The sequence below is a fragment of the Cryobacterium frigoriphilum genome (assembly GCF_004403305.1).
Classification (GTDB): Bacteria; Actinomycetota; Actinomycetes; order Actinomycetales; family Microbacteriaceae; genus Cryobacterium; species Cryobacterium frigoriphilum.
In genome coordinates this window covers 13,128-33,941 of record NZ_SOHE01000067.1, presented here as the reverse complement: position 1 = coordinate 33,941, position 20,814 = coordinate 13,128, and the positions used below count along the sequence as shown (strand labels likewise).

Sequence of the window (20,814 nt, the reverse complement as noted above, 5' to 3'; positions counted from 1 at the left end):
GCCGCTGTACCGGCCGAGGGCACGCCGGCCGAGGGCACGCCGGCCGAGAGCGCGCCGGCCGAGAGTGCGCCGGCCGAGAGTGCGCCGGCCGAGAGCACGCCGGCCGAGAGCACGCCGGAAGCGCCCCATCCCGACGGTTCGCAGGACCGCGTCACGGCGATGTTCGCGGCCGAGCCCGCGGCAGGCACCGCTGCGGCATTGGCCGGAGGCGTGCCGGTCGCGGCCAGCACACGATCCACACGATCCACCCGTCGGCAACGGCTCAGCAGCGAACCGCCGCGAGAGAAGAAATCGCACCGCGGAGCCTGGGGCTGTCTGAGCGTTGTCGTTGTGCTGCTCGGACTCATGGCCGTGGGGGCATTCGCCCTGCAGGGGCCACTCACCCAGCTCATCAATGCCACCCAGGGACCGGCGGACTTCACGGAAGAGGAAGCCGCCGACGGTGAACCGATCGTCGTCATGATCAACGACGGTGACTCCGGTGCCGACATCGCCACCACCCTGCTGGATGAAGGCGTCGTGAAAAGCTTTGACGCCTTCTACGATGCCCTGTTGGCGATGACCCCCGAACCGATCTTTCAGCCCGGCGCCTACCAGCTCGCCACCAGACTGAGCGGCACCGCCGCCCTCTCAGCGATCCTTGACGACGCCAACAAGCTCGAACTGACCATCGTGGTGCCGGAGGGAACCGCCGCCGTCGATGTGCTGCAGATCATCTCCGAGGGAACCGAGATTCCCCTCACCGATCTGCAGGCCGCTGCGGCCGATCTCACGCCGTATGGGCTGCCGGCCGAGGCGACGACCCTCGAAGGTTTCCTCTTTCCAGCGACCTATACCTTCGCGCCGGGAATCACCGCCGTCGACGCCATCACGACCCTCGTCAAACGGCAGTTCCAGGCACTCGACTCGGTCGGGGTCGCCGTCGAGGACCGCTGGTCCACCATCGTGCTTGCGTCCCTGATCCAGCGTGAAGCCGGCCTGCGCGATGACTACTACAAGGTGTCCCGGGTCTTTCTCAACCGGCTCGAGCCGTCGCTGTGGGACAGCGGACTGCTGCAATCCGACGCGACCGTGGCCTACGGCACGGGCAACACGCACCTCGTGACCACGACCGACGCGGAGCGCGCCGACGCCGGCAACCTCTACAACACCTACGTGCACCCCGGCATGGTCGTGGGACCCATCTCGAATCCGGGGGATCTCGCGATCGATGCGGCGCTGCATCCGGCCGACGGAACCTGGCTGTTCTTCGTGACGACCAACCTCGACACCGGTGAAACCGTGTTCTCTGATACCGTCGCGGAACACGACGCCGCCGTCATCGTGTGGCAGGACTGGATGAGGGAGAATCGCCCCGTTGAATAATGCAGCTTCGTTTGAGTCAGCTCCGTTTGAGTCAGCTCCGTTTGAGTCAGCTTCGTCTAATGCAGCCCAGTCTGATGCAGCCCCGATGATTCCGCGCCTGGCCGTGCTCGGATCCCCGGTTGGCCATTCCCGGTCGCCCGCCCTGCACCGCGCCGCGTACCGGGAGCTCGGCCTCGACTGGCGGTACGACGCGATCGAGGTACCGGAGGGCACCCTCGCGGGTTTCGTGGGCGCCCTCGCACCCGAATGGCGCGGCCTGTCCCTGACCATGCCGCTCAAGCGGGAGATCCTGCCGCTCATCGACGACCTCGACCGCATCGCACAGCTCACGAACGCCGTCAACACCGTTCTCGTCGGCACTCACCACGCGCAGCGAACGCTCTCGGGTTTCAATACGGATGTGCCGGGCCTGGTGCGTGCGCTCGGCGAGAGTGGCGTGACCCACGCCACCCACGTGACCATTCTCGGCGCCGGCGCGACGGGTGCGTCGGCCCTGGCCGCCGCGGCCGAACTCGGTGCCGAAACGGTCGATGTCGTGGTCCGCACCCCCGCGAAGGCCACGACCCTCGTCGAACTCGGACACCAGCTCGGTCTGCTCGTCACCGTGTCCACCCTGCGCAGCATCGATGCACCGGGCCGCGTGAGCGACCTCGTGATCAGCACCCTGCCCGGCGGCACCGTACTCGATGTTCAGTTTCCCAGCACCCTGCGGGCCAGTGCGCTGCTCTTCGACGTGGCCTATTCGCCCTGGCCCAGTGCCCTCGCCGAGTCCTGGTCGCACGCCGGCGGCCGTGTCGCCTCGGGCCTGGGCCTGCTGCTGCACCAGGCGCTGATCCAGGTGCGCATCTTCGTTGCCGGAGATCCGTTCGCGCCGCTGCCGCGCGAAGTTGCCGTGCTCGCCGCCATGCGCGCCGCGCTCTAGGCAGCGAAAAGCGCTCCCGGCGGCTCAAGCCGGGGCCCCGGACGTCGATAGTGCTGTGTGAGAACGACAGTGCTGTATAAGAAGGACAGTGCTGTGTGAGAACGACAGCGCTGTATGAGAACGACAGTGCTGTGAAAGAAGCTGCGAGGCTGTGAAAGAATAGGGCCATGCTTCGTTGGCTCACTGCCGGAGAATCCCACGGCCCCGAACTCATCGCTATTGTCGAGGGTTTGCCCGCTGGAATCCCGGTATCCCTGTCTGGTATCCGTCTCGATCTCGCGCGCCGAAAGCTCGGCTACGGCCGTGGTGCGCGCATGAAATTCGAGGAGGACGATCTCACCATCTCCGGCGGCATTCGCCACGGGCTCACCCTCGGCGGTCCGATTGCGTTGCGCATTGGCAACACGGAATGGCCCAAGTGGGTCGACGTGATGGGGGCAGACGCCCCCGAAGATGGGGCAGCGGCCTCCACCCGCGGTCGCGGTGCAGCGCTGACGCGACCGCGTCCGGGACACGCCGACCTGGTGGGCATGCAAAAGTATGACTTTGATGAGGCCCGACCGGTGCTCGAGCGTGCGAGCGCTCGCGAAACCGCCGCGCGGGTCGCCCTGGGCGCCGTCGCCCGGGCCTTTCTCGCCGAGCTGGGCATCACCCTCGTGAGCCACACGCTCGCGATCGGTCCGGTGCGCGTGCCCGAAGACGCCCCCCTGCCGCGCCCGAGCGACCTCGACACCCTCGACGCCGACCCGTTGCGCTGTTTCGACCCCGCGACATCCGTTTTGATGGTCGCCGAGGTCGACGCGGCGCACGCCGATGGCGACACGCTCGGTGGTGTCGTCGAGGTGCTTGCCTACAATCTTCCCCCCGGACTCGGTTCGTTCGTGCACTGGGATCGCCGACTGGACTCCCAGCTCGCTGCCGCGCTCATGGGCATTCAGGCGATCAAGGGCGTCGAGGTCGGCGACGGGTTTCTCACGACAACCCGCCGCGGATCCGACGCGCACGACGAACTCGTCATGAGCGACGGCGCCATTCAGCGGGCCAGCGACAAAGCAGGCGGCACCGAGGGCGGCATGAGCACCGGAACCGTGCTGCGGGTGCGGGCCGGCATGAAGCCCATCGCGACGATTCCGCGTGCGCTGCGCACGGTGGATGTCGCCACGAGCGAGGCCGCACCGGCGCACCACCAGCGCTCCGACGTCTGTGCCGTGCCCGCGGCGGGCGTCGTCGCCGAGGCAATGGTGGCACTCGTGCTGGCCAACTCGGTGCTGGAAAAGTTCGGTGGTGATTCGATCGGTGAGACCAGACGCAACCTGGAGTTGTATCTTGCCCACATCCCGGCGAACCTGAAGACGGGTGCGGCCAGCGACGCCTCGCTGTAGACGAATCTCGCTGTAGACGAATCTCGCTGTAGACGAATCTCGCTGTAGACGAATTGTGCAAGACCCGCTCCGCGATGACGCGAAGCGGCAACTTCGATGAATGTGACACGACATGATTGAGACCGCGACAACCCAGGCCGTTCCGTCAACGCAGGCCGATTCGACCACGCAGGCCGATTCAACTACGCAGGCCGGCACGTCGACGCTTGACGCCCTTCCCCTCGTCTTCATCGGACCGATGGCGGCCGGCAAGTCCAAGATCGGCAAGCGCGTCGCCCGCGCACTCGGGCTCTCGTTTCTCGACACCGACAAGATCATCGTGGCCGCCCACGGGCCAATTCCCGAGATCTTCGAACGCGAGGGTGAAGCCTACTTTCGTCAGATTGAGCGGGAAGCCGTCGTCGAGGCGCTGAAGGGTGGAGCCGTCGTGTCGCTCGGCGGGGGAGCGGTGCTTGACGCGCAGACTCGCGGCGACCTCGGCCAGGCCACGGTCGTGTTTCTCACCGTGCGGGCCGCCGTCGTGGAGGCTCGGCTCGGAGGCACGCGACGACCGCTTCTGAGCGCCGGCCCGGCCGGCGGCCTCGGGGATTGGCAGCGCATCTATGACGAGCGTCGGCCGATCTACGAGGAGCTCGCGAGCATCCGTTTTGATACATCGAATCGACCCATCGACGGAATTGTCGACGAGATCGTGACCTGGGTAAGAGAGAAATCATGAGCGAACTGACCGACCTGACCGCACCGGCTGACACGACCAAACCGGCCGACACGACCAAACCGGCTGACACGACCGTACCGACCACCGTCATCACGGTGAGCGGAACGGACAGCTACGACGTGCTGGTCGGGCGTGGCCTCGTCGGCTCGCTCGCCGACCAGCTCGGCACCGACGTGAAGAAGGTGCTGATCGTGCACACCTCCACGCTCGGTGCCCGGGCCGTGGCCCTGCGCGAGAGCCTGCTCGAGCACTATGAGGTGCTCATCGCCGAGGTTCCCGATGCCGAACCCGCCAAGCGGGTCGAGGTCGCCGCGTTCTGTTGGCAGGTCATGGGCCAGGCCGATTTCAGCCGCACCGACGCCGTCATCGGCCTCGGCGGCGGCGCGGTCACCGACCTCGCCGGTTTTGTCGCCGCCACCTGGCTGCGCGGCGTGAAGCTCGTGCAGGTTCCCACGAGCGTGCTCGGCATGGTTGACGCCGCAGTGGGCGGCAAGAACGGCATCAACACGGCGGAGGGTAAGAACCTCGTGGGCACGTTCTACGCGCCGAGCGCCGTCATCTGCGACCTCGACCTGCTCGAACACCTGCCGAAGAACGAAATTCTCGCCGGGTTCGCCGAAATCGTGAAGGCCGGCTTCATTCAGGTTCCCGAGATTCTCGACATCATCGAAGCGGATGTCGCGGTCGCCACCGATCCGACCACCCCCGAATTTCGCCGCCTGATCGAACTGTCGATCGAAATGAAGGCCCGCATCGTGGGCGAGGACTTCAAAGAGTCCGGCCTGCGCGAGATTCTCAACTACGGGCACACCCTCGGGCACGCGGTCGAACACGCCGAACGATACGGCTGGCGCCACGGGGCCGCGGTCGCCGTCGGCATGATGTTCGCGGCCGAACTCGCTGCCCTGAGCGGGCGCCTGTCGGTTGAAAACGTCGACCGGCATCGCCGCATTCTCGACTCGCTGACCCTGCCGATCAGCTACCCGGTAGGCCGCTGGAGCACCCTGCTGGCCTCGATGCAGCGTGACAAGAAGACACGCAGCGGCATGCTGCGCTTCGTTGTGCTCGACGACGTGGGTAAGCCCACCATGCTCGAGGGTCCCGACGCCTCGCTGCTCTTCTCCGCCTACCAGGCGATCGGCTCCTAAGCTCAGGAATCTGTCAGGCCGGCACGCTCTCCGGGCGTGTTTCGGTCGCGACGGGTTCAGCCGTGGGGGGCTGCGTCGTTGCGGTGGTCGGCCCGGCAAAGGGCTCCGCGGTCTCCATCAGGCGCGAGCGGATCAGGAAACGCACGCCGCGCGGTGCTTCGGCGGAGAAGCCGCTGCCGCGGCCGGGCACGACATCGACCGTGAGGAAGGTGTGGCTCCAGTAGGCGAACTGTTCGACCGACATCCAGAAGTCGAGCGGTTGTTCCGGCTGGCCAGGCTCGGCGAGGTCGAACCGGCCCAGGCGCACGTCCTGGTCGGAGGTGATGAATTCGCCGGCCATGAATACCATCGGGGAGCTGCCATCGCAGCATCCGCCGGACTGGTGGATCATGAGCGGGCCGTGCTCCTGCCAGAGACTGCGCAGAAGGTCCACGGCGACCGGGGCGAGTTCGACGCGGGCAAGGGATTCACCGGGAATCGTGACCGCCGCGGTGAGTGTGGGTGTCGACATTGACCTGACCTCCTGGCTGACTGTATGTGTGTGCGTAAAAAGGGGCTGCCCTCGACGTTACGTCGTCGGCAGCCCCCTGACTAGCGATGTTGGTGAGAAGAAACCCGGCTTTAGAAGAAGCCGAGTGCGTTCTCGGAGTAGGACACCAGCAGGTTCTTCGTCTGCTGGTAGTGGCCGAGTGCGAGCTTGTTGTTTTCGCGCCCGATACCCGAGCTCTTGTAGCCACCGAAGGCGGCGCCGGCCGGGTAGGCGTGGTAGTTGTTGACCCAGACACGACCGGCCTGAATGTCGCGACCGGCACGGTAGGCGACGTTACCGTTACGCGACCAGACACCGGCACCCAGACCGTACAGGGTGTCGTTGGCGATCGAGATGGCATCGTCGTAGTCGGTGAAGCTCGTGACTGCGAGTACCGGTCCGAAGATCTCCTCCTGGAACAGGCGCATCTTGTTGTTGCCCTCGAAGATGGTCGGCTGCACGTAGTAGCCGCCCGTGAGGTCACCGCCGAGGTCGGCACGTTCGCCACCGAGGGCCAGTTTGGCGCCCTCCTTCTTGCCGATGTCGATGTAGGAGAGGATCTTCTCGAGCTGGTCGTTGCTCGCCTGGGCGCCGACCTGTGTGTTGGTGTCGAGGGGGTTGCCCTGGATCGCCTTGGCGGTGCGTGCGACGGCGTCGCTGAGGAAGCTGTCATAGATGGGCTTCTGCAGCAGCGCGCGGCTCGGCGCGGTGCAGACCTCGCCCTGGTTGAACGCGAAGAGCACAAAGCCCTCCTGCGCCTTGTCGTAGAAGGCATCCTTTTCCTGCGCCACGTCGCTGAAGAAGATGTTCGGGCTCTTGCCGCCGAGTTCAACCGTGGAGGGGATGATGTTGGCCGAAGCATACTGCAGGATGAGGCGGCCGGTGGAGGTTTCACCGGTGAAGGCGATCTTACGGATGCGCTTGCTCGAGGCGAGGGGCTTGCCTGCTTCGAGTCCGAACCCATTGACGATGTTCACGACGCCCGGGGGAAGAATGTTGCCGAGCAGTTCGATGAGCACGAGGATCGACGCGGGGGTCTGCTCTGCGGGCTTGAGCACGACGGTGTTGCCGGCGGCGAGGGCGGGAGCCAGCTTCCAGACGGCCATCAGGATGGGGAAGTTCCAGGGGATGATCTGGCCGACAACGCCGAGCGGCTCGTGGAACTGATAGGAGACGGTGTCACCGTCGAGCTGGGCGTGGTCGCCGTCCTGCGCGCGGATTGCCGAAGCGAAGTACCTGAAGTGGTCGGCGGCGAGCGGGATGTCGGCGTTGAGGGTTTCGCGCACCGGCTTGCCGTTGTCCCAGGTCTCGGCCACGGCAAGCAGCTCGAGGTTGGCGTCGATCGTATCGGCGATGAGGTTCAGCACGCGCGCACGTTCGGCGGCGCTCGTCTTGCCCCAGGCCGGTGCGGCCTTGTGCGCGGCGTCGAGGGCGAGGTCGATGTCCTCGGCGGTTCCGCGGGCGACCTCGGTGAACGCCTTGCCGTTGACGGGGGAGATGTCTTCGAAGTACTGGCCCTTGACGGGAGCAACCCACTCGCCGCCGATCCAGTTCTCATAGCGGGACTTGAAGGTGACCTTCGAGTCGGGGGATCCGGGGGTTGCATAAACAGTCATGGCACTCCTCTGTCGACGACGATGTCGGCGGCCGCACTTGCGACCGTGAGTAGAGGCTAGGGCACGGAACGTTGCGAAAGGTTGCGGTGCCCGGCAAGCGGGGCGTCCGCACGATTCAGTTCATTTTCGATGCGGTTCAGGCGCGCCACGACCGTCGCTCGCTTGGGGGATCGCGGGGGCAGCAGTTCCAGGCAGGCCCGCCAGACCTCGGTGTCGTAGGTGGCTTCCTCGCTGCGGGCATAGTCCAGCAGCAGGTCGGGCGAGGCGTCGCTCAGCATCGACTCGCGCAGCCTCGCGCTGACCTCCGCGCGCAGTTCCACGATGCCCGGTGCCAGGGAGTTGGGTAGCACGGCGCCGCGATAGGCGCCGAGCGCGACCCGGTGGGCGCCCCGTTCGAGAAAGGCCAGCACCCGTTGAGCATCCAGTTCGAGGGGCGACTCGAGCCGATACGGGCGGGAGCTGATCACGATGCGCGGGCTCAGGGCGTCGAGCACCTTGCGCACCCGCACCATCTCGGCGCGCACCGTGTCGACCCCGTTGGCCTGGTCGCTAAGCATGAGCGCGAGGCGGTCGGCAGAGAGCCCCTGTCGGTGCCAGGCCAGCAGGGTCAGAATCTCGGCGTGGCGCGGGCTGATTTCTACGGTGGTACCGCCGACGGTCAGCTGGCCGTTGTCGCTGCCCAGAATGGTCAGGCCGGCCGGGGCCTCGCGCCGCCGCGGGGTCGGTGTGAGCGCCAGGCCGACCCGGGCGGCGCCCTGTTCGTCGGCGGCGAGTCCGAGGCGCTGGATGCGCAGCTCTGCCTCGATCGCCGCGACGGCGGCCTCGACGAGCGGCAGGGTCTGGGGAGCGACGGCATCCGCGCCACCGGTGATGTCGATGACGCCGAGAACGACACCGGACTCCGGGTCATGGATGGGAACGGCGGTGCAGCTCCAGGGATGCGCCATGCGATTGAAATGCTCGGCGCGCTGAATCTGGATTCCGTGGCCCAGTGCGAGCGCGGTGCCGGGCGCGCTCGTTCCGACCCGGCGTTCCGACCAGTCGGCTCCCTCGACGAACATCATTTCCTCGGCCTTGCGCCGCAGCACCCGGTCGCCGTCGATCCAGAGCAGGCGTCCGGACTCGTCACCGACGGCGACGATCAGCCCGGCATCGAAGGCATGGCGGATGAGCAGGTTGTGTACGACGGGCAACACCGAGGACAGCGGATGACGGCTGCGCAGGTCGCGTAGTTCGTCGGCACTGAGCTCATGTTCGGGGGCGACGGTCGATGGGTCGAGTCGCAGCGACAGCGATCGAACCCAGGATTCCTGCACGAGCCGCCGCACGCCGCTGCGCATGACCTGATCCGAGACGGCGGACTCGTGGGCCTTTTCGAGTTGGGCAAATGTGGCGCGCTCGGAATCCTCGGGGGAGAAAGCGGTCCAGGGACTTATCATCAACCTTCGATCCTCACGGGTCTGAAGCGACACGGGCGTCATCAGCCGGTCGGGACTTCCAGCATAAGCGCGAAATGGGCGCTCACACGGGTGCGGCCAGTTAAAAGGCGGATGCCGCGGTGCCAGTGGCACCGCGGCATCCGCTCGTGAATCGGTCTAGAACAGGCCGAGCGCGTCTTCGCTGTACGACACCAGCAGGGTCTTCGTCTGCTGGTAGTGGCCGAGGGCGAGCTTGTTGTTCTCGCGGCCGATGCCGGAGTTCTTGTAGCCGCCAAAGCCGGCGCCCGCGGGGTACGTGTGGTAATTGTTGATCCAGACGCGGCCGGCCTGGATCTCGCGGCCGGCGCGGTAGGTGATGTTGCCGTTGCGCGACCAGACACCGGCGCCGAGGCCGAACTCGGTGTCATTGGCGATGGTCATGGCGTCGTCGAAGTCGTCGAAGCTCGTGACCGAGAGCACCGGTCCGAAGATTTCCTCCTGGAAGATGCGCATGTCATTGGTACCCTCGAAAATGGTCGGCTGCACGTAGAAGCCGCCGGAAAGGTCGCCGCCGAGGTCGGCGCGCTTGCCGCCGAGCAGCAGTTTCGCGCCCTCGGCCTTACCGATCTCGATGTAGTCCATGATGCGTTCGAGCTGCTTGAGGCTGACCTGCGCGCCGACCTGCGTAGTCGTGTCGAGCGGGTTGCCCTGGATGGCGTGGGTGGTGCGCTCCACACCCTCTGCGACGAAGGTGTCGTAGATGGACTTCTGCACGAGGGCTCGCGTCGGCGCGGTGCACACCTCGCCCTGGTTGAACGCGAAGAGCGAGAAGCCCTCCTGCGCCTTGTCGTAGAAGGCATCGCGCTTCTGCGCGAGGTCTTCGAAGAAGATGTTGGGGCTCTTGCCGCCGAGTTCGACGGTCGAGGGGATCAGGTTGGCGCTGGCGGCCTTCAGAATCGAACGGCCGGTCGGGGTGGACCCGGTGAAACCGATCTTGCGGATGCGGGTGGAGCCAGCGAGGGCGGCTCCGGCTTCGGCACCGAAGCCGTTGACGATGTTGATGACGCCGGCGGGCAGAATGTCGCCCAACAGCTCCATGAGTACGAGGATCGACGCCGGGGTCTGCTCGGCCGGCTTCATGACGACGGCGTTGCCGGCGGCGATCGCGGGAGCGAGCTTCCAGGACGCCATCAGCAGCGGAAAGTTCCAGGGGATGATCTGGCCGACGACGCCGAGCGGCTCGTGGAACTGGTACGCCACGTTGTCGGTGTCGAGTTCGGCGTGGTCGCCGTCTTGCGAGCGGATGGCGGCGGCGAAGTAGCGGAAGTGGTCGGCCGCGAGCGGGATGTCGGCACCGAGGGTCTCGCGGATCGGCTTGCCGTTGTCCCAGGTCTCGGCGACGGCAAGGTACTCGAGGTTGGCGTCGATCGTGTCGGCGATCTTGTTGAGCACCGCGGCGCGCTCGGCGGGGCTGGTCTTGCCCCAGGCCGGTGCGGCGGCGTGTGCGGCGTCGAGGGCCAGTTCGATGTCCTCGGCGGTTCCCCTGGCTGCCTCCGTGAAGACCTTGCCGTTGATGGGGGAGACGTTGTCGAAATACTCGCCCTTGACGGGCTTGGTCCACTGGCCGCCGATCCAGTTCTCGTAACGCGGCTTGAAGGTGATTTTTGCATCCGGTGTTCCGGGGGCACTGTAAATAGTCATTGAACTCCTCAGTGGACGCCAGCGTCTAAGAGGGTCTCGGCCGCTGCGCCTGGCCGCTCAGGCGGCCTCACTGTCAAAGCTAAATCGCACGGGGTTGCCGACCCCTTGCCGAACGTTGCCCGGTGTTGGCTGTCCGGTGCCGGCTGTGTGCTCAGCGGCCGGCGATCTCGACCTGAATGCTCGCCAGCCGCGCCACGATGCTCGCCCGCTTCGGGGAATGCGCGGGCAACAGCTCGAGACAGGCTCGCCAGACCTCCTCGTCGTAGCGGGCCTCGTCGGTGCGCGCGTAGGTCAGCAGCAGATCGACGGATGCATCGCTCAGGAGCGATTCGCGCAGCCGGGCGCTGACCTCGGCGCGGATCTCGACGATGCCGGGGGCGATCGACCGGGGCAACAGCGGACCGCGGTAGGCGGCGAGGGCGACTCGGTGGGCCCCGCGCTCCAGCAGCGTCAACACTCGCTGGGCGTCGAGGTCGACGGCCGATTCGAGCCGGTAGGGCTGGGAACTGATCACGATGCGGGGGCTGAGGCGGTCGAGGGCCTTGCGCAGCCGCACCATTTCGGAGCGCAGGGTGTCGAGCGAACTCGTCTGCTCGTGCAGCAGCGATGCGAGCCGCTCGGCCGAGAGCCCGCCGGGGTACCAGGCCAGCAGGGTGAGGATCTCGGCGTGCCGCGGGCGAATCTCGATCGACCGGTCCCCGCTCTCGAGCCGCCCGTGGTCGGTGCCGAGCACGCTCAGGGCGACCGGGCCGGCCTTGTGCAGGGGCACGGCGACCGCAACTGCGGCCGACGGCGTTGCCGCGAGGCGCATGACGGCCGGGCGCGTCTTGTGGGGCACGGTTCCGCGTGACGCCGGCGCCAGCGACGGTGCCAGGGTCAGCGCGTTGATCCGCAGCTCGGCTTGCAGCGCGGCGACGGACGCCTGCACGAGCGGCAGGGTCTGCCGGGCCACGGCATCCGTTCCCCCGGTGATGTCGATGACGCCGATCACGCGGCCGTCGGGGGCGTGCACGGGAACCGCCGTGCAGCTCCAGGCGAGGGCGAGGCGATTGAAGTGTTCGGGGCCGCGAATCTGCACGGCGCGGTCGAGCGCGAGGGCCAGGCCGGGCGCGTTGGTTCCGGCGTGGGCCTCTGACCAGTCGGCGCCCTCGACGAAGTTCATGGCCTCGACCTGGCGGCGCAACACCCGGTCACCGTCGAGCCACAGCAACCGGCCGAATTCGTCGCTCACGGCCACGACAAGGCCGGCGTCGACCGCGTGCCGAATCAACAGGCTGTGCACGACCGGCAACACGGCGGCGAGCGGATGGTCGTCCCGCAGCCGGCGAAGCTGGCCGAACGTCAGGCTGGGCTCGGCGACGAGTGCGTCGGGGTCGAGCTCGAGTGATCGGGAACGCTGCCAGCTGGCCCGCACGAGCTCGCCCTGCGGCAGGTCGTCGTGCAACAGCACGCTGTGCTCGAACTCGCCCTGCACGAGCTGTGGCGCGCTGCCGGGATGAGTGAACCAGTTTCGGGTCTTGCTGAGGGCGCTGGGCATCGACATCCGTTCGGCGGGCCATCGGCGACGAGTGCGGGTGTGCCGGGCCGGGCAATTCAGTCTATGCGGGAGCCTGCCGTGGAGCCTGAGTACATGCTCGAACCTCAATCTCGTGCCAGACCGAGATTGGTCCTGTGGATAACTCCACGGCGCGGGCGAATCGCTGCATGGTGGGCGCATGACTCCTTCTCTGAAGCTCGAAGACGCCGCTCCGGTGACGACCGTCGCCGAGGCCCAGGACCGGGTGGCCGACCTTGTCGGCCCCGCGATCGTGCGCAAACTCTGGTTCATGCTGCTTGACCGGCACGGGAGGCAGGTGCCGGTCCTGATTCCCCTCGAGGACATTCCGCTGCGCCCCGAGCCGGGGGACCTGACTCTCTTCGCCGGCACTCTGGCCGCGCTGCTCGAGGACCATGCGCCCGGTGGCAGCGTGATCCTCACCCTTGAACGCCCGGGGCCGGCTGCGCTCACCCCTCCTGATCGGGACTGGGGAACGGAACTCCGGGCCTCATTTGCCCCGGTGGCGCGCATCATGGGCGTGTTCATGGCCCACGATGACGGGGTCGTGGTCCTCCGCGGTTGAGTGATGGCGCGTGGCGCCCGGTGAGCTTCGGGCCGTACAGTTCAATGGATTAAGATCAATGGATGACTACAATCCTCGTTCTGAACGGTCCGAACCTGGGGCGCCTCGGCAGCCGGGAACCGGATGTCTACGGTTCGGCCAACCTCGACGACCTGCGCGAGCTGCTGGTCGCCGCTGCCCCTGCCGGGGTCACGGTGGACCTGCGCCAGACCGACGACGAGGCCGAACTCATTCACTGGATATATGAGGCAGTCGACGAGGGCATGCCGGTGATTCTCAACCCGGCGGCGTTCACGCACTATAGCTACGCGCTGCGCGATGCGGCGGCGCTCGTCACCAAGGCGGGGCTGCCGCTCATCGAAGTACACATCAGTAACCCGCACGCGCGCGAGACCTTCCGCCACACGAGCGTCGTGAGCGCGGTGGCAACCGGGGTGATCGCCGGTCTCGGTTTCGATTCCTACCGCCTCGCCCTCGACTTCGTCACACGTGCCCCCGCTGGGGGAACTACACTCGTTTGAGGCCGAATGGGCCGTGCACCTTCCTAATTGAACGAATTGAACGGAAACCTCTTCCTCATGGCCTCTACCGCCGATATCAAGAATGGCGTCGTCCTCAAGATCGATGGCAACCTCTGGGCCGTCATTGAGTTTCAGCACGTCAAGCCGGGCAAGGGTGGCGCCTTCGTGCGCACCAAGCTCAAGAACGTCGTGAGCGGCAAGACCGTCGACCGCACCTTCAACGCCGGCGCCAAGATCGAGACCGAGAACGTCGATCGTCGCGACTTCACCTACCTCTACGCCGATGGCGACTCGTACGTGTTCATGGACGTCGCCGACTACGACCAGCTGCACGTGTCGTCCGCCGTTGTCGGCGACGCCGTCAACTTCATGCTCGAGAGCCAGGCCGTGACCGTGGCTTTGCACGACGGAAACCCGCTCTATGTCGAGCTGCCGGCATCCGTCGTTCTGGAAATCACCTACACAGAGCCCGGCCTGCAGGGCGACCGTTCGACCGGTGGCACCAAGCCCGCGACGGTTGAGACCGGTTTTCAGATTCAGGTTCCGCTGTTCCTCGAACAGGGCACCCGCGTCAAGGTCGACACCCGCACGGGCGACTACCTCGGTCGCGTCAACTAGTGAGCGCTCGCACCAAAGCGCGCAAGCGCGCCCTCGATATTCTCTATGCCGCCGATGTGCGGCAGTCGACGATTCCGGAGTCCCTCGCCCGCGAGGCCGAGCGCGCCGTGAGCGAACCCGACCGCATGGCGTCGTGGCTGTACGCTCGCGAGATCGTCGACGGGGTCGTCGACAACCAGATCGAGATCGACGAACTGATTGAAACGTATTCGCAGGGCTGGACCCTGGCTCGCATGCCGAACATCGACCGGGCGATTCTGCGCATCGGCATCTGGGAAATCCTGTACAACGACGCGGTTCCGGTCGCCGTGGCGATCGACGAGGCCGTGGAGTCTGCCAAGGTGTTATCAACGGACGATTCGGCCGGCTTCGTAAACGGACTGCTCGGCAAGATCGCCCAAACCGCGCCATCCGCGTAGCAGACCTCGCTACCGGCACCTGAGGGGGATACGTTGACCGGCACCGCACCAACCGAGAACACACCGGGCTCCACTGCACCGGGCTCCACTGCGCCGGGTTCGACTGCGCCGGCCTACGCTGTCGCACCGAAGACGAACACGCTCGCGATCGTCTCGTTCGTGTCGGCCTTCGTCGTGTCCCTCGTGGCCATCATCACGGGCCACATAGCGCTCGCGCAGATTCGCGCACGCGGCGAGGCCGGTCGGGGGCTCGCTCTCGCCGGACTGATTCTCGGCTATATCGGGGCTGCCCTGGTCACCGTGGCCGTGATCCTGGCCATCGTCTTCGCGGCGACCCTCGCGGCCTTCCTGACGACCTACAGCGTCGGCAGCGACGACGTCGCCCCGAGCGCCTCGCCCACGCAGGCGCCCGGCTTGGTGGTTCCGCAGGGCCAGCTCGGCTCCGCGTACTTCGACGAGGGCTACCTCGAGGTGGGTACCGGCCCCGTCGTCATCGACCAGTTCTTTGACCCGCTGTGCCCATACTGCAAGGACTTCGACGACGCCAATGGTCAGCAGCTCGCCCTGGCCGTCGACAATGACGCGATCACCCTGCGCCTGCACTCCCTGACCTTTCTGGATCGCGCTTCAAATGGCACCGCGTACTCGACCCGGGCGTCGGCGGCGCTCACCTGTGAGGCCGCGATCAACCCCGACACGACCCTCGACTTTCTCGCGGCGCTGTACGCGAACCAGCCGGCTGAAGGTACCTCAGGGCTGACCGACACCGAACTGATCGGGCTCTCAACGGGCAGCGCGAGCATCGAGGAGTGTGTCACCTCCGGCCAGTACCAGTTGTGGTCGCAGCTGAACACCGAGGCGGCCTTCGCCGGGGACGATGCCGGGCTTCCGGCCATTACCGGAACTCCGAGTGTGTTCGTTGACGGCGTGCAGTACCTGGGCGCGATCGACGATCCGGCCCAGTTCTCCGAATTCGTCGCCGGCGCGTTCTAGTCGAGGCCGGTCTGAACCGCGGCGGCACGGGCGTGCGCATCGACATCCGCTCACCCGATGACGGGGTGGCGGCCACACTGATCCGCGCCTACTTCACCGACATCGTCGGTCGCTACCATTCGCGGGCGGCGGATGCGGCGGAGGTCGACGCTGCCATGAGCTCGTCACCCAGTGCCGACCTGCAGGCGCCGACCGGGGTATTCGTGGTTGCCGAACGTTCGGGCGCGCCGGTGGGCTGCGGCGGCATGCGCGTCGTCGATGCGACGACCGGTGAGCTCACCCGAATCTACGTCGATCCCGCGGCCCGGGGGATCGGGGTGGGCGCGCTCCTGGTACTTCGCCTCGAAGCACTCGCAGCGCAGTCCGGGCTGAGTCGATTGCGGCTCGACACCCGCTCGGATCTCGTCGAGGCCCGGCGCCTGTACGCCCGACTCGGCTACGTCGAGGTGGCCCGTCACAACGACGACCCCTACGCGGAGCACTGGTTCGCGAAGGCCCTGCCCTAGCCCCGCGCAGTGGCGCGGTGGGGGTCAGGCGGTGATGAAGGGGCCGGGGCCGGCGTCGTGGGGGGCCGTACCGTGGGGCATGAGCGCGCGCATCCGCAGCCCGAGCAGAACGTTGCCGGCGGCGTACACGAGGAACACGAGCGGAAGCGCCACAACATCGAACACGATGATCGCTGCCGACCCGAGGTTCTGCGCGGGGCCGGTGACGAAGATCGCGGCGACCAGCACCAGCAACGTCAACACGGGCCACACATAGCCGAGAAGCACGGTCGGTGCGCCGGTTGTGACGGCGGATGCCCGCGCCCGCGTCATGGTGATGGCGGTCGCCGCGATCAGCAGGCCGAGCCAGAGAAACAGGAACCAGCCGAAGAGCAGCGTGGCGACGATCGCGAGCCCGAGCAGCGTGGCCACGATGCCGGCGATCGAATCGAAGGCTCCGGAGACCTGCACGTTCAGGCTGAGCAGCACGACGCCAGAGGCAGCGATCGCGACGCCGATGAGCAGAACGCTCGTCACGTAGGCGCCCTGAGTCCACGCGGCGACCAGATTGTCCTGGGCGAAGGGGATCGAGACGGCGGCCGCGGTCCAGAGAATGGCGGCCACGAAGGCGAAGAAGCTCGCCTCACGGTTGAATATGGTGTGCACGGTGTTTCCCTTCGCCGGTATGGCATTGATGAGGCCCGCGATGACCGCGGGTTCACCAAAACGGCTGAGAGACCGGCGCTCGGCGGTGTCGCTGTCGACGCCGGTCGCTCGCAGTCGCTCCACCGCTTCGATGAGGTGGTCGGCCAGTTCGTCGCGCAGATCCTGGGCATCCGTTCGATGACGGATGACCGGATCCACGGCGACCAGATACTGCCGAATGAGGGGGTACTCGATGCTTATGCGCTGCTCGGCCACGGCTTCCTCCGCAGAACGGTATTGACACTCGCGGAGAACAGCTGCCAGCTGGCCCGCTGCTGCTCCAGGCGGGCCGAGCCGGCCCGGGTGAGCCGGTACGATCGGCGGCGTCGACCGCTGACCGCACCCCACTCACTGCTGAGATAGCCGGCGACCTCGAGGCGGTGCAGCACCGGGTAGACGGTGCCCTCGGCCAGATCAAAGACCTCGCTGCTGCGCGTGCGCAGTTCATCGATCACGGCATAGCCGTGCAGGGGGCCGTCGGCCAGCACCGAGAGGATGAGCAGGTCGAGGTGGCCCTTCAACGCTTCCCGATTCATCTGGTTCCCTTCACGAGTACCTTGTATACCTCGACACGCTACGCCTAGTAACGCTAGGTGTCGAGTGCAATCTAGGTGTCGAGTCCAAATTGAGGCCGGCCTGAGCTTGCACTAGACTCATTCGAAACATACGTCCTTTAACAACCGTCCAGTGAGACGGGGAAGGAGGTTGGTTTGACGCAGCACACCGTGCTCACCCAGGCCGACATCACACGCGCACTGACCCGCATCTCCCACGAGATTCTGGAGTCCAATCACGGCCCGGCGAATCTGGTGATTCTCGGCATCCCGACTCGCGGCGTGATCCTCGCCCGCCGCATCGCCGAGACCATCCGCCGCATCGAACCGGGCGCGACCGACGTGCGCGTCGGCTCCCTCGACGTGACGCTGTACCGCGACGACCTCGCCCACGGCCGCACCCGCACCCCGGCGCAGACCCTCGTGCCCGGCCGCATCGACGGCGCCACCGTCGTGCTCGTCGATGACGTGCTCTACTCGGGCCGCACCATCCGCGCCGCCCTCGACGCGCTCGGCGACCACGGCCGCCCCCGCATCGTGCGCCTCGCCGTGCTCGTCGACCGTGGCCACCGCGAGCTGCCGATTCGTGCGGACTTCGTGGGCAAGAACCTGCCGAGTAGCGCCGACGAGCGTATCAACCTGCACCTGACCGAGACCGACGGTGACGAATTCGTCGCCATCGAAGGGGGACGAGCCGTATGAGCTCCAACAACATGAGGCACCTCCTCAGCACCAAGGACCTCTCGCGCGACGCGGCCATCAACCTGCTCGACGTGGCCGAAGACATGGCGGACGTCGCCACCCGCGAGGTCAAGAAGCTGCCGACCCTGCGCGGCAAGACCGTCGTCAACCTGTTCTTCGAGGACTCCACTCGCACCCGGATCTCCTTCGAGGCCGCCGCGAAACGCCTGAGCGCCGACGTCATCAACTTCAGCGCCAAGGGCTCGAGCGTCTCCAAGGGCGAAAGCCTCAAGGACACCGCGCAGACCCTCGCGGAGATCGGCGCGGACGGCGTCGTGATTCGCCACCCCGCATCCGGTGCCCCCGCCGTGCTCGCCTCGAGCGGCTGGATCGACGCCGGCATCATCAACGCCGGCGACGGCACCCACGAGCACCCCACCCAGGCCCTGCTCGACGCGTTCACCATTCGCCGCCGCCTGCACGGCAGCGCCTCCCGCGGCAAGAGCCTCGACGGCGTCACCGTCGCGATCGTCGGCGATATTCTGCACTCCCGCGTGGCCCGCTCCAACCTGTGGCTGCTGAACACCCTCGGCGCCGAGGTCACCTTCGTCTCCCCACCGACGCTGGTGCCGGCGGATGTCTCGGGCTGGCCCGCGAAGTTCGGCTTCGACCTCGACGCCGCCATCGACGCCCAGCCCGAGGTGGTCATGATGCTGCGCATTCAGGCCGAACGGATGAGCGCCGCATTTTTCCCCAGCAGCCGGGAGTATTCCCGGGCCTGGGGCCTGACCGACGCGCGTTTCGCCCGGCTGAGCCCGGCTAGCATTGTGATGCACCCGGGCCCGATGAATCGCGGCCTGGAAATATCGTCAGCGGCGGCCGACTCGGCCCGCTCGACCGTGCGTGAGCAGGTCGCCAACGGTGTCTCGGTGCGCATGGCCACGCTGTACCTGCTGTTGTCCGGAGATCGGGAGAATGCCTAATGTCGAATGAGCCCCACCTGTCAGATTCCGGCCTGTCCAGCGGCGTCCCCTACCTGATCCGCGGCGCGACCCTCCCCGACGGCACCCGCAGCGATGTGCTACTCACCGGCGGCCGGGTGGCCGAACTCGGCCATGGCCTCAGCCACGCCGGCGCCACCGTCATCGACGCCGACGGCCTGCAGGCCCTGCCCGGCCTCGTCGACCTGCACACCCACCTGCGGGAGCCCGGAGCAGACCAGAGCGAAACCGTACTGACCGGCAGCCAGGCCGCCGCTCGCGGCGGCTTCACGAGCGTCTTCGCGATGGCCAACACCTCGCCGACGCAGGACACCGCCGGCGTCGTCGAGCAGGTACTCGCCCTCGGCGAACGCGCCGGCTACGTCACCGTGCAGCCGATCGGCGCCGTCACGAAGGGGCTCGGCGGCACGCAGCTCGCCGAACTCGGCGCGATGGCCACCAGCCGGGCCCGGGTGCGGGTCTTCAGCGACGACGGCCTCTGCGTCTCGGACCCACTGCTGATGCGCCGGGCCCTCGAGTACGTCAAGGCCTTCGACGGTGTCATCGCCCAGCACTCGCAGGAACCGCGCCTGACCGAAAAGGCCCAGATGAACGAGGGTGCCCTCTCGGGTGAGCTCGGGCTCATCGGTTGGCCGGCGGTCGCCGAAGAGGCGATCATCGCCCGCGATGTGCTGCTGGCCGAACACGTCGGCTCGCGCCTGCACGTCTGCCACCTATCCACGGCCGGCAGCGTCGACGTCATCCGCTGGGCGAAGGCCCGCGGCATCAACGTGACCGCCGAGGTCACCCCGCACCACCTGCTGCTGACCGAGGACCTCGTCGTGGGCTACGACGCCCGCTTCAAGGTCAACCCGCCGCTGCGGCGCCGCGAAGACGTCGAAGCCCTGCGCGCGGCCCTCGCCGACGGCACGATCGACATCGTCGCGACCGACCACGCTCCGCACCCGATCGAGTCGAAGGACTGCGAGTGGGATGCCGCCGCCAACGGCATGGTGGGCCTGGAATCCGCGCTCTCGGTGGTGCAGGCAGCCGTCGTCGACACCGGCCAGCTCGCCTGGGCCGACGTAGCCCGAGTGCTGTCGGCGACCCCGGCCCGCATCGGACGCATCAGCGGCCAGGGCCAGCCGATCGTGGTCGGGGCGCCCGCCGAGCTCACGCTGATCGACCCGGCCGCCCGCCGCGTGTTCGGCCGCGCCGACCTGTCGGGCCTGAGCGCCAACTCGCCCTACCTCGACATGGCACTGCCGGGCCGCGTGATCGCGACCTTCCACCGCGGCACCGCGACCGTGCTTGACGGCGTGCTGCGCGACGCGACCGAGGTCGCGCGCCTGAACGGAGTTCTTCATGGATAGGACCCTGCCGGCGATCATCACCGGCCTCGTGGTGATCGGCCTGTTTGCGCTCATGTGGCGCAGCTGGCGGGCCCGTCGTCGCCGGGACTCCGGCCTCACCGCCGGATACCCGGCCCCCACCGATGAGGCCGCGGCGACCGTGACCGTCGACTGCTTCTACGTCGCCACGACCCCCCGCGACCAGCCCCTCGAACGCCTGTCGATTTCGGGTCTGGGCTTTCGGGCACGAGCCCGGATCGCGGTGACGGATGCCGGCCTCTGGCTGTCCCTGCGCGGCGAAGCTCCCGTCTACATCGCGGCAGACGCGATCGAGTTACTGACCCCGGCGACCGTGGCCATCGACCGCGTCGTCGAGAAGGACGGCCTGCTGCGACTCGGCTGGCGGCTCGCCGACTCAGGTCTGCCCGTCGACAGCTACTTCCGAATCAATGACATCGTCGAACGCCGGAGCCTGACCGCGGCCATCCGCTCCGTTTCGAGCGTTCTCAACAACTCTTCTGCCACTACCGACCACGACGAAAGCGAGGCCTAACCGTGGGCTCTTCCAACCCCCCAGCATCATCGGC

22 protein-coding genes are annotated in these 20,814 nt (G+C 67.1%); 15 read left to right on the top strand and 7 right to left on the bottom strand.

What is annotated here, in order from left to right; translation table 11 throughout:
• The 5 genes from mltG to aroB all read left to right on the top strand — a co-directional run.
• Positions 1–1,365 (top strand): endolytic transglycosylase MltG (gene mltG, locus E3T55_RS15830; RefSeq protein ID WP_241993096.1); only part of this gene is annotated, 1,365 nt, incomplete at its 5' end.
• 85 nt (positions 1,366–1,450) lie between these two features.
• Positions 1,451–2,287, top strand: coding sequence for a shikimate dehydrogenase (locus E3T55_RS15825; protein ID WP_134520525.1), 837 nt, complete (start codon positions 1,451–1,453; stop codon positions 2,285–2,287).
• 167 nt (positions 2,288–2,454) lie between these two features.
• Positions 2,455–3,669 carry a chorismate synthase gene (gene aroC / locus E3T55_RS15820; protein ID WP_134520524.1) on the top strand — a complete coding sequence of 405 codons (1,215 nt, stop codon included), beginning with the start codon at positions 2,455–2,457 and terminating at the stop codon, positions 3,667–3,669.
• 238 nt (positions 3,670–3,907) lie between these two features.
• Positions 3,908–4,387, top strand: a complete 480-nt coding sequence (locus E3T55_RS15815; protein ID WP_241993097.1) for a shikimate kinase — start codon at positions 3,908–3,910, stop codon at positions 4,385–4,387.
• Positions 4,388–4,392: 5 nt separating this feature from the next.
• Positions 4,393–5,535 carry a 3-dehydroquinate synthase gene (gene aroB, locus E3T55_RS15810; RefSeq protein WP_420898011.1) on the top strand — a complete coding sequence of 381 codons (1,143 nt, stop codon included), beginning with the start codon at positions 4,393–4,395 and terminating at the stop codon, positions 5,533–5,535.
• Between the two features lie 13 nt (positions 5,536–5,548).
• Here the strand turns inward: aroB and E3T55_RS15805 are convergent, their stop codons facing one another.
• The 5 genes from E3T55_RS15805 to E3T55_RS15785 form a co-directional block, all read right to left on the bottom strand.
• Positions 5,549–6,046 (bottom strand): DUF779 domain-containing protein, encoded by a 498-nt coding sequence (locus E3T55_RS15805; protein WP_134520521.1) that lies wholly within the window; start codon positions 6,044–6,046, stop codon positions 5,549–5,551.
• 110 nt (positions 6,047–6,156) lie between these two features.
• Positions 6,157–7,680 carry an acetaldehyde dehydrogenase ExaC gene (gene exaC, locus E3T55_RS15800; protein ID WP_134520520.1) on the bottom strand — a complete coding sequence of 508 codons (1,524 nt, stop codon included), beginning with the start codon at positions 7,678–7,680 and terminating at the stop codon, positions 6,157–6,159.
• 56 nt (positions 7,681–7,736) lie between these two features.
• Complete coding sequence (locus E3T55_RS15795) at positions 7,737–9,119, bottom strand: GAF domain-containing protein (protein ID WP_166791809.1); 1,383 nt, start codon at positions 9,117–9,119, stop codon at positions 7,737–7,739.
• 156 nt (positions 9,120–9,275) lie between these two features.
• Positions 9,276–10,799 carry an aldehyde dehydrogenase family protein gene (locus E3T55_RS15790; protein ID WP_134520518.1) on the bottom strand — a complete coding sequence of 508 codons (1,524 nt, stop codon included), beginning with the start codon at positions 10,797–10,799 and terminating at the stop codon, positions 9,276–9,278.
• Positions 10,800–10,950: 151 nt separating this feature from the next.
• The gene (locus tag E3T55_RS15785; protein WP_166791808.1) at positions 10,951–12,336 is read right to left on the bottom strand and encodes a helix-turn-helix domain-containing protein; all 1,386 of its coding nucleotides are present in this window, start codon (positions 12,334–12,336) and stop codon (positions 10,951–10,953) included.
• A 178-nt stretch (positions 12,337–12,514) separates the two neighbouring features.
• On the opposite strand from E3T55_RS15785, the gene E3T55_RS20330 reads away from it, so the two are divergent.
• The 6 genes from E3T55_RS20330 (at position 12,515) to E3T55_RS15760 (ending at position 15,976) form a co-directional block, all read left to right on the top strand.
• Positions 12,515–12,919: a hypothetical protein gene (locus E3T55_RS20330; RefSeq protein ID WP_166791807.1), complete on the top strand. Its 405-nt coding sequence runs from the start codon at positions 12,515–12,517 to the stop codon at positions 12,917–12,919.
• Positions 12,920–12,981: 62 nt separating this feature from the next.
• The gene (locus E3T55_RS15780; RefSeq protein ID WP_134520516.1) at positions 12,982–13,440 is read left to right on the top strand and encodes a type II 3-dehydroquinate dehydratase; all 459 of its coding nucleotides are present in this window, start codon (positions 12,982–12,984) and stop codon (positions 13,438–13,440) included.
• A 57-nt stretch (positions 13,441–13,497) separates the two neighbouring features.
• Positions 13,498–14,058 carry an elongation factor P gene (gene efp / locus E3T55_RS15775; protein ID WP_134520515.1) on the top strand — a complete coding sequence of 187 codons (561 nt, stop codon included), beginning with the start codon at positions 13,498–13,500 and terminating at the stop codon, positions 14,056–14,058.
• A complete protein-coding gene (nusB, locus tag E3T55_RS15770) occupies positions 14,058–14,477 on the top strand; it encodes a transcription antitermination factor NusB (protein WP_134520514.1) in 420 nt (139 codons plus the stop codon). The genes efp and nusB overlap by 1 nt, the downstream gene beginning before the upstream one ends.
• 33 nt (positions 14,478–14,510) lie before the next feature.
• Positions 14,511–15,470, top strand: a complete 960-nt coding sequence (locus tag E3T55_RS15765) for a DUF4190 domain-containing protein (protein ID WP_134520513.1) — start codon at positions 14,511–14,513, stop codon at positions 15,468–15,470.
• Positions 15,471–15,502: 32 nt separating this feature from the next.
• On the top strand, positions 15,503–15,976 hold the full coding sequence (locus E3T55_RS15760) for a GNAT family N-acetyltransferase (RefSeq protein ID WP_198418584.1): 474 nt from the start codon (positions 15,503–15,505) through the stop codon (positions 15,974–15,976).
• 24 nt (positions 15,977–16,000) lie between these two features.
• Here the strand turns inward: E3T55_RS15760 and E3T55_RS15755 are convergent, their stop codons facing one another.
• Positions 16,001–16,876, bottom strand: a complete 876-nt coding sequence (locus E3T55_RS15755) for a permease prefix domain 1-containing protein (protein WP_134520512.1) — start codon at positions 16,874–16,876, stop codon at positions 16,001–16,003.
• Positions 16,858–17,196 carry a PadR family transcriptional regulator gene (locus E3T55_RS15750; RefSeq protein ID WP_134520511.1) on the bottom strand — a complete coding sequence of 113 codons (339 nt, stop codon included), beginning with the start codon at positions 17,194–17,196 and terminating at the stop codon, positions 16,858–16,860. The genes E3T55_RS15755 and E3T55_RS15750 overlap by 19 nt, the downstream gene beginning before the upstream one ends.
• Positions 17,197–17,370: 174 nt before the next feature.
• Here E3T55_RS15750 and pyrR point away from each other — a divergent pair, with 174 nt between their 5' ends.
• The 4 genes from pyrR to E3T55_RS15730 are packed head-to-tail and all read left to right on the top strand — an operon-like array spanning position 17,371 to position 20,780.
• Complete coding sequence (pyrR, locus tag E3T55_RS15745; protein WP_134520510.1) at positions 17,371–17,916, top strand: bifunctional pyr operon transcriptional regulator/uracil phosphoribosyltransferase PyrR; 546 nt, start codon at positions 17,371–17,373, stop codon at positions 17,914–17,916.
• Positions 17,917–17,927: 11 nt separating this feature from the next.
• Entirely contained in the window at positions 17,928–18,878 is a 951-nt protein-coding gene (locus E3T55_RS15740; RefSeq protein WP_134520509.1) for an aspartate carbamoyltransferase catalytic subunit, read from the top strand.
• A complete protein-coding gene (locus E3T55_RS15735; RefSeq protein WP_134520508.1) occupies positions 18,878–20,248 on the top strand; it encodes a dihydroorotase in 1,371 nt (456 codons plus the stop codon). Before E3T55_RS15740 ends, E3T55_RS15735 begins: the two co-directional genes overlap by 1 nt.
• Positions 20,241–20,780, top strand: a complete 540-nt coding sequence (locus E3T55_RS15730; RefSeq protein ID WP_134520507.1) for a PH-like domain-containing protein — start codon at positions 20,241–20,243, stop codon at positions 20,778–20,780. Before E3T55_RS15735 ends, E3T55_RS15730 begins: the two co-directional genes overlap by 8 nt.
• The last annotated feature ends 34 nt before the right edge of the window (positions 20,781–20,814 follow it).